Raw genomic sequence first — 278 nt, forward strand, 5'->3', positions numbered from 1 at the left:
CGTCAAGAGAGGAAGCGTCAGCCTGCCGTCCGTCGCCATGCGGTCGAACAATGCCTCCTGTTCGAAGCGCACCATCTCCACAACGACCTCGACAAGGTCTCCCGCCCCATCAAGCACCAGACGGCCATCGCTGTCGCGGGTGATCCGACGTATGCCGAGATAGAGATCGGGGGCGGTCAGGCTGTTGAGCGACACCTCATCCTGACAAGCCTCGAAGCGAAGCTCGATGGTCGAGAAGTCGACATAGGGAAGCCTGACCGCCCGCTTCATCTTGTAGG

At 60.8% G+C, this 278-nt stretch carries 1 pseudogene; it reads right to left on the reverse strand.

The annotated features are described in order from the left end of the window. Positions 1-278, reverse strand: a pseudogene (locus R0J92_RS22600) (aminoglycoside phosphotransferase); the annotation flags it as partial.

It is taken from the genome of Tritonibacter sp. SIMBA_163, assembly GCF_046535935.1.
Taxonomy (GTDB): Bacteria; Pseudomonadota; Alphaproteobacteria; order Rhodobacterales; family Rhodobacteraceae; genus Epibacterium; species Epibacterium scottomollicae.